The sequence below is a fragment of the Hydrogenophaga sp. genome (assembly GCF_041633695.1).
GTDB lineage: Bacteria > Pseudomonadota > Gammaproteobacteria > Burkholderiales > Burkholderiaceae_C > Hydrogenophaga.
The window spans coordinates 1-6,439 of sequence record NZ_JBFJMY010000240.1 but is presented as its reverse complement, the minus strand read 5'-3'; the positions used below and the strand labels follow the sequence as shown (position 1 = coordinate 6,439).

Here is a 6,439-nt window from a genome sequence, read left to right as displayed (position 1 = left end):
TCCGGGTTGTGGGCCAGCGTGGGTCGGCCAAACACGCCGTGCATGGCGACGATGGGCGGCTTCAGGCGCGGCAAGCCGCGCTTGCCTTCCACCGATTCGATCAGCGCCGACTCTTCGCCGCAGATGTAGGCGCCGGCCCCGCGCCGCAATTCGATGCGCGGCGGCGTGTAGTCCGGATAAGCCGAGGCCAGTTCCTGCAGCTGGGTTTGCAGGTGCAACAGCTCGCGCGCGAGCAAAACCCGCACATCGTGGTACTCGTCGCGCAGGTAGAGCCAGATGTTTTGCACACCCACCACCTGGGCCGCGATCAGCATGCCCTCCAGCATTTGCGGGGCACCGGCCTGCTCGCTGCTCAGCAGCAAGCCGTCCTTGAACGTGCCGACCTCGCCTTCGTCGATGTTCACCACCATGTTGCGCGGACCGGGCTGGGCGCGCACGGTTTCCCATTTGCGCCAGGCCGGAAACCCCGCGCCGCCCAGGCCACGCAAGCCCGAGTTTTTGAGTTCGGCCAAGACCTGCTCGGCGCTGAGACCGCCCGACAACAGGCGCCGCAACTGCAGCAGTTGCGAGCGCACGGGCGTGGGCAGTTCGCGCGGCGTGGTCCCGCCTGCCGCCAGCAAGGCCATCACCGACTGCTCTTGGGCGTGCGGCAACTGGCGTTGACCCACGCAAGCCGCCGGGGCCTGGTGGCACTGGCCGATGCAGGGCACGCCTTGCACTTGCACGGCACCATCGCCCGCCAGCCGGGTTTGCAAATCCGACAACAGCGCCTCGCCACCCGCCATCTGACACGAGAGGCTGGTGCACACGCGGACCACGGTGGTGGCCACGGCAGCGCCGTCTTGCGCGATCTCGAAGTGGTGGTAGAAGCTCGCCACCTCGAACACCTCCACCTGGCTCAGGCGCAGGCGCTCGGCCAAAGCCGCCAAGTGGCCGTGGCGCAGCACGCCCTCGGCGTCCTGCAGGCGGTGCAGGTGTTCGATCAACAGGTCGGGGCGCGGCTCGAGGCCGCTGCACAGCACGTCCACCCGCGCCCGCGCTTCGGGCTGCACCTGGCGCCCTTTGGGTGTGTGGCGTACCCGGCCAGGCCCCTTGGCGGGTCGGATCGGGATCACGGCGCGTGCGCCACGGACGGGGGTTTCGGAGGGCGTTGTGCTCATGTTTTCAGCGTAGCACCGGCCACCGGTTCTAATATGTTCTGGTTTTCATAAAGTCGGGGCCCTTGCACACCTGTCCGGCCCCTCCAACATGCTGCGCATCACCCTGCAACCCCAATGGCGCGTCGGCCACGAAGATGGCCCGGCGCTCGACGCCAACACCTTGCTGCAATTGCTGGCCGCCGTGCAAGCTTCGGGCAGCATTTCGCAGGCTGGGCGCGAGCTGGGCCTGTCGTACCGCCACGCCTGGGGATTGCTGCAACAGGCCGAACAATTGTTCGGCCAGCCGCTGCTGCTGCGTGGGCGCGGGCGCGGGTCGCTGTTGACCGAGCTGGGACAAAAACTGATCTGGGCCGACGCCCGCATTGGCGCGCGTCTGCAACCGCTGCTGGAATCGTTGGCCTCGGAACTCGAAGGCGAACTCGGGCGTGTGCAGCGCCGCGAACGCGCCGTGCCGCGCCTGCACGCCAGCCACGGTTTTGCGGTGGCCGCGCTGCGCGAAGAACTGGCGGCGCGCCAGGTGCCGGTGGAGCTGCGCTACCGCAACAGCCTGGAAGCGGTGGCCGCACTGGCCCAGGGCGACTGCGAACTGGCCGGCTTTCACGTGCCGCTGGGCGATTTCCAGGCCGCCGCCGCGCAGCGCTACCTGCCTTGGCTGCGCCAAGACCAACACCTGCTGGTGCACCTGGCGGTGCGCTGCCAGGGCCTGTTTGTCGCGCCCGGCAACCCCTTGAAACTGCGGGGTCTGAACGACTTGGCGCGGCGCGGCTTGCGTTTCGTCAACCGCCCGGAAGGTTCGGGCACCCGCGTGCTGACCGACCTGCTGCTGCAGCGCGAGGGCATCGCACCCCAGTCCGTGACCGGCTACGACAACACCGAACTGACCCACGCCGCCGTGGCCGCTTTTGTCGCCAGCGGCATGGCCGATGTGGGCATTGGCGTGCAGACCGCAGCGCACCGCTTCGGCCTGCACTTCATTCCGCTGCTGAAAGAGCGCTACTTCTTCGCCCTGCCCGCCGACGCTTTGCAGCGCAAAGAACTGCGCCCGGTGCTCGCACTGCTGCGCTCACCCGTTTTTCGTTCGCGGGTGGCTGCGCTCAAAGGTTATGAGGCGGCACACACCGGCGAGGTGATGGGGGTGGACGAGGCCTTCGCGCGCTGAGGTTTTTGCGAGTCCGGCAGCGGCCTCAGGGCTGGTCGGCACACACCTGGCGCACACAGCCACGCAGCCAGCGGTGCGCCGGATCGGCGTGCAGGCGCGGGTGCCAGAGCAAGGCCACCGTGATCGCTTGCGTGGCAAACGGCAGGGCGAAGCTGTGCATGCCGGTGCGCAGACCGGCGGTGTGGCGCTCGGGCACGCTGGCGATCAGGTCGCCCGCCCGGGCCAGCGCCAGCGCGGTGGCAAAACCGCCCACGGTGACGGCCACATCGCGCTGCACATCCAAGGCCTTCAAGGCCTCGGCCATCGGCCCTCTTTCCTGCCCCTGCCGCGAAACGCCGATGTGCCGCCCCCCCAGGTAGCGCGCCAGCGTGACCTCGCCCTGGCTCAAGGGGTGCGCCAGCCGCACCACGCCCACAAAGCGGTCGCGGAACAAGGCCTGGGCGCGCACCTCGGGGCCCATGGCCTGGCCTACCACGCCGGTCTCCAGGTCCACCGCGCCCTCGCGCAGCGGCGCGCTGTCTTTGGCCCATTTCGGCACAAAGCGCAGACGCACGCCAGGTGCCTGCGCTTCCACGCAGGCGATCAGATCCGGCCCGAAGGTTTCCGCAAAGCCTTCGCTGGTGCGCAGGGTGAAGCAACGCTCCAGCCGCGCCAGGTCGAGCGTGTCCACCGGCTGCAGCGCCGCTTCGGCCTCCTGCACGATGCGCCCCACCCGCTCGCGCAGTTCGACCGCTCGTGGCGTGGGCACCAGACCGCGCCCGGCCCGCACCAGCAGCGGATCGCCCGTGGTCTCGCGCAGGCGCGCCAGCGAACGGCTCATGGCCGACGGACTGAGCCGCAAGCGGCGCGCCGCGCCGGCCACGCTGCCTTCTTCGAGCAGCACATTCAAGGTGGTGAGCAGGTTGAGATCGGGGGTCGACATGGCGCCACTATGGCGCAGTTCGGACATGGCGCCAAACGCACGCATACCGTGCAAGCCACGCGCCTTCCGCCAGCCCGGCTCCAGCCCTACATTTTTGGCACGGCTCCGTGTCTGGAGCCACCCGACTACGGAGTACCCCTTGAAATCCCTCACCGCAGACGCCGATCCGGCCGTCCCCGACCCTGCCGTGCAAAGGCGCACGGCACCCGCCCGTTGGGCGCTGTTCAGCCTGGCGCTGTCGATGTTGTTGTCCTCGCTCGGCGTCAGCATCGCCAACGTCGCCTTGCCGACCCTGGCGCAGGCGTTTTCGGTTCCGTTCCACCAGGTCCAGTGGGTCGTGCTCGCGTATCTGCTGGCCAGCACCGTGCTGATCGTCAGCGCCGGGCGCATGGGTGATGTCTGGGGCCATCGGCGTGTGCTGCTGGCCGGCATCTTGTTGTTCACGCTGGCCTCGCTGCTGTGCGGTGTGGCGCCCACGCTCGGGACGCTGATCGCGGCCCGGGCGCTACAGGGCTTGGCGGCTGCGATTCTGATGGCACTCACCGTGGTGCTGGTGCGCCAAGCCGTTCCCCCTGAAAAGACCGGCAGTGCCATGGGCTTGCTTGGCACCATGTCGGCGGTGGGCACCGCGCTCGGCCCCTCGCTGGGCGGGTTCTTGATCGCCGGGCCCGGCTGGCGGGCCATTTTCCTCATCATGGTTCCGCTGGGGCTGCTGAACGCCGTGCTGGCCCAGCGCAGCCTGCCACGGCGCGAACCTGCGACGGGACTGGCGGGGCCAGTGGGACAGGGCTTTGACGCCTGGGGCACGCTGGTGCTTGGTCTGACGCTGGCGGCCTATGCGCTGGCGGTCACCACCGGAGGCGGGCACTGGGGGCGGCTCAACACCGCCTTGTTGTTTTCTGCGTGCCTGGGTGCCGGCCTCTTTGTGTGGGTGCAGGCGCGCGTGGCATCGCCCTTGATCCGCCTGGCCGCCTTGCGCGACGCCAGCTTGCGCGCCAGCCTGGGCACGAACGCGCTGGTGTCCACCGTGATGATGGCCACGCTGGTAGTCGGTCCCTTCTTCCTCGCCCGCGCGCTCGGGCTGAACCCGGTGCTCGTGGGCATTGTGATGTCGATCGGTCCCCTGGTCTCGGCACTGAGCGGTGTCCCGGCGGGCCGTCTGGTCGACCGCTGGGGCGCGCCCGGCGGCGTGGCGACCGGGCTCGTGGCGCTGGCGGCGGGGGCTTTTGCGCTGTCCGTGTTGCCGGCCTTGTTCGGCGTGGCGGGTTATGTGGCGGCCATCGCCCTGCTCACCCCTGGCTACCAGCTGTTCCAGGCCGCCAACAACACCGCCGTCATGATGAACGTTCCCGCAGACCAGCGGGGTGTGATCTCCGGCCTGCTCAGCCTGTCGCGCAACCTCGGGCTGATCACCGGTGCATCCGTCATGGGCGCGGTGTTCGCCTGGGCCGCGGCCAGCCACGACATGGGCACCGCGCCACCCGACGCAGTGGCCACCGGCATGCGCACCACCTTCGTGGTCGCGGGCGTCTTGATGATCGCCGCGCTCGCCATATTCGCGGCAACGGCCCGCCGCGCGGTGCGCGACACGCGCCAGGGCGCTCGCTAGCGCCGCACGCCCACGGGCGTTTGGGCGGCGGCCTCCCAGGCGCCCGACTGGAACCAGGCATCGCCATCCAGGTAGGCGCGCAGCATGGGCAAGGCGTCCTGGCCCCAGAACACGCGTCCGTCCACCACCATGGCGGGCACGCCAAACAGGCCCAGCGCCAGCGCCGCGTCGGTGTTGGCACGCAAGCTGTTTTTCACCGCCTCGCCATCGGGTGCTTGCCAGGGCTTCAGGCGCTGCGCCATGTGGTCTTGCAAGCGCGCCTGCAGCGCTTCGATGCGGGCGGGATCGGCGGCGTCCAGCCCGCCGTGCCAGACGTGGTGGAACAGTTGCTCGGTGACGTAGCGGCTGGTCTCGCCCGGCATGTCGGGTGTGGCCGTGCTCAGGCCCAGGCGCAGCAAGGGCAGCGGGTTGAACGGGTGGGCGGCGGGCAGATCCAGTGCGACGCCGTGGTGTTGCGCCAGCCAGGCGATCTGGCGGTAGGTCCAGTCGCGCTTGGCCGGAATTTCCGCCGGCCCCAACTGGCCGTGGGCCTTGAGCAAGGCCGCGAACAGCACCGGCTTGTAGTGCACCTGGTGGCTCAGACCCATCAAGGCCTGGGGCAGGCGCTCAAAAGCCAAGTGCGCGTAGGGCGAGATCGGGTCGTAATAAAAATGAATGTCGCGCAGCGCGCTGCTGGGGTCGGAACCGGTGTCGGCCATGCGGGTCTCCGGGCTCAGGGGCTGGTGGTGGTTTGCCGGGCTTCGATGCGCTGCCAGATCACGAGCTTGGCTGCATCGTCCAGTTGGCCCCAGCCCGCGATTTCGTCCAGGGTTCGAAAACAACCGTGGCAACGGCTGTGCGCGTGGTCCAGCTCACAAATCGAAACGCAGGGCGAAGGTGCGACCACGCCGGGGTGGCGTTCGCGCGCGTCCTGCAAGTTGATGATCGGGGTGGATGTCATGGCGATACGGTCACGTCGGCCACCGGCGCACCGGTGAAGTTGGATAGATCTTGCGGGCTCAAGCGGAACACGCCGTGCGGGTGCCCGGCTGCGGCCCAGATCTCGGCAAAGCGGAACAGCTGCGCGTCGATCAAGGTGACGGGCTCGGTGGCGTGCGCCAGGGGCGACACGCCGCCAATGGCGAAACCGGTCTTTTGCTTCACGAACTCGGCGTCGGCCCGACCCAGCTTGGCCCCATCGGCACACACCAGGGCCTGCACTTTTTTCTCGTCCACCCGCAAGTCGCCCGAGGTGATGACCAGCACCGCCGCGTCGTCGGGTTTGCGGCGAAAAATGATGCTCTTGGCGATCTGCCCCAAGGCCACGCCCAGGGCATCGGCGGCCTGTTGCGCGGTGCGCGCGGCGTCGTCGAGCACAAGCGGCGCGTGGGGGTGGCCCAGTTGGGCCAGTGCTTGTGAAACCCGCGCCATGCCGCTGGGCAGCGTCTGCGGGTTGGTGTGCGTGGTCTGTGTGTCGCTCATGCTTGCCATGGTAAGGGTGTGCGGATGGGCCGATGTTCCAGGGGTCTAGGAGCCTGCGCGGCAGAAGAAGCGTCGGCTGCAAATCGCCCGCAGCGGTCCATTTTTTACCGTCTTTTTGCCCCATAGCC

The 6,439-nt window shown here is 68.8% G+C and carries 7 protein-coding genes; 2 read left to right on the top strand and 5 right to left on the bottom strand.

Annotated features, from left to right (window positions below):
- A partial coding sequence (locus tag ABYB95_RS14650; RefSeq protein WP_372659306.1) for an NAD(P)H-dependent oxidoreductase subunit E occupies positions 1-1,160 on the bottom strand: 1,160 nt, incomplete at its 3' end.
- Between the two features lie 88 nt (positions 1,161-1,248).
- On the opposite strand from ABYB95_RS14650, the gene ABYB95_RS14645 reads away from it, so the two are divergent.
- A complete protein-coding gene (locus tag ABYB95_RS14645; protein ID WP_372659305.1) occupies positions 1,249-2,319 on the top strand; it encodes a substrate-binding domain-containing protein in 1,071 nt (356 codons plus the stop codon).
- 25 nt (positions 2,320-2,344) lie between these two features.
- On the opposite strand, the gene ABYB95_RS14640 is transcribed toward ABYB95_RS14645, so the two are convergent.
- Positions 2,345-3,241, bottom strand: a complete 897-nt coding sequence (locus ABYB95_RS14640; RefSeq protein WP_372659304.1) for a LysR family transcriptional regulator — start codon at positions 3,239-3,241, stop codon at positions 2,345-2,347.
- Positions 3,242-3,380: 139 nt separating this feature from the next.
- On the opposite strand from ABYB95_RS14640, the gene ABYB95_RS14635 reads away from it, so the two are divergent.
- Positions 3,381-4,850: an MFS transporter gene (locus ABYB95_RS14635; RefSeq protein WP_372659303.1), complete on the top strand. Its 1,470-nt coding sequence runs from the start codon at positions 3,381-3,383 to the stop codon at positions 4,848-4,850.
- Here the strand turns inward: ABYB95_RS14635 and ABYB95_RS14630 are convergent.
- The 3 genes from ABYB95_RS14630 to ABYB95_RS14620 are packed head-to-tail and all read right to left on the bottom strand — an operon-like array spanning position 4,847 to position 6,311.
- Positions 4,847-5,515, bottom strand: a complete 669-nt coding sequence (locus tag ABYB95_RS14630) for a 2-hydroxychromene-2-carboxylate isomerase (protein WP_372659307.1) — start codon at positions 5,513-5,515, stop codon at positions 4,847-4,849. The genes ABYB95_RS14635 and ABYB95_RS14630 overlap by 4 nt on opposite strands.
- A gap of 47 nt (positions 5,516-5,562) precedes the next feature.
- A complete protein-coding gene (locus tag ABYB95_RS14625) occupies positions 5,563-5,790 on the bottom strand; it encodes a DUF1289 domain-containing protein (RefSeq protein ID WP_372659302.1) in 228 nt (75 codons plus the stop codon).
- The gene (locus tag ABYB95_RS14620; protein WP_372659301.1) at positions 5,787-6,311 is read right to left on the bottom strand and encodes a YbaK/EbsC family protein; all 525 of its coding nucleotides are present in this window, start codon (positions 6,309-6,311) and stop codon (positions 5,787-5,789) included. The genes ABYB95_RS14625 and ABYB95_RS14620 overlap by 4 nt, the downstream gene beginning before the upstream one ends.
- Positions 6,312-6,439: the final 128 nt, after the last annotated feature.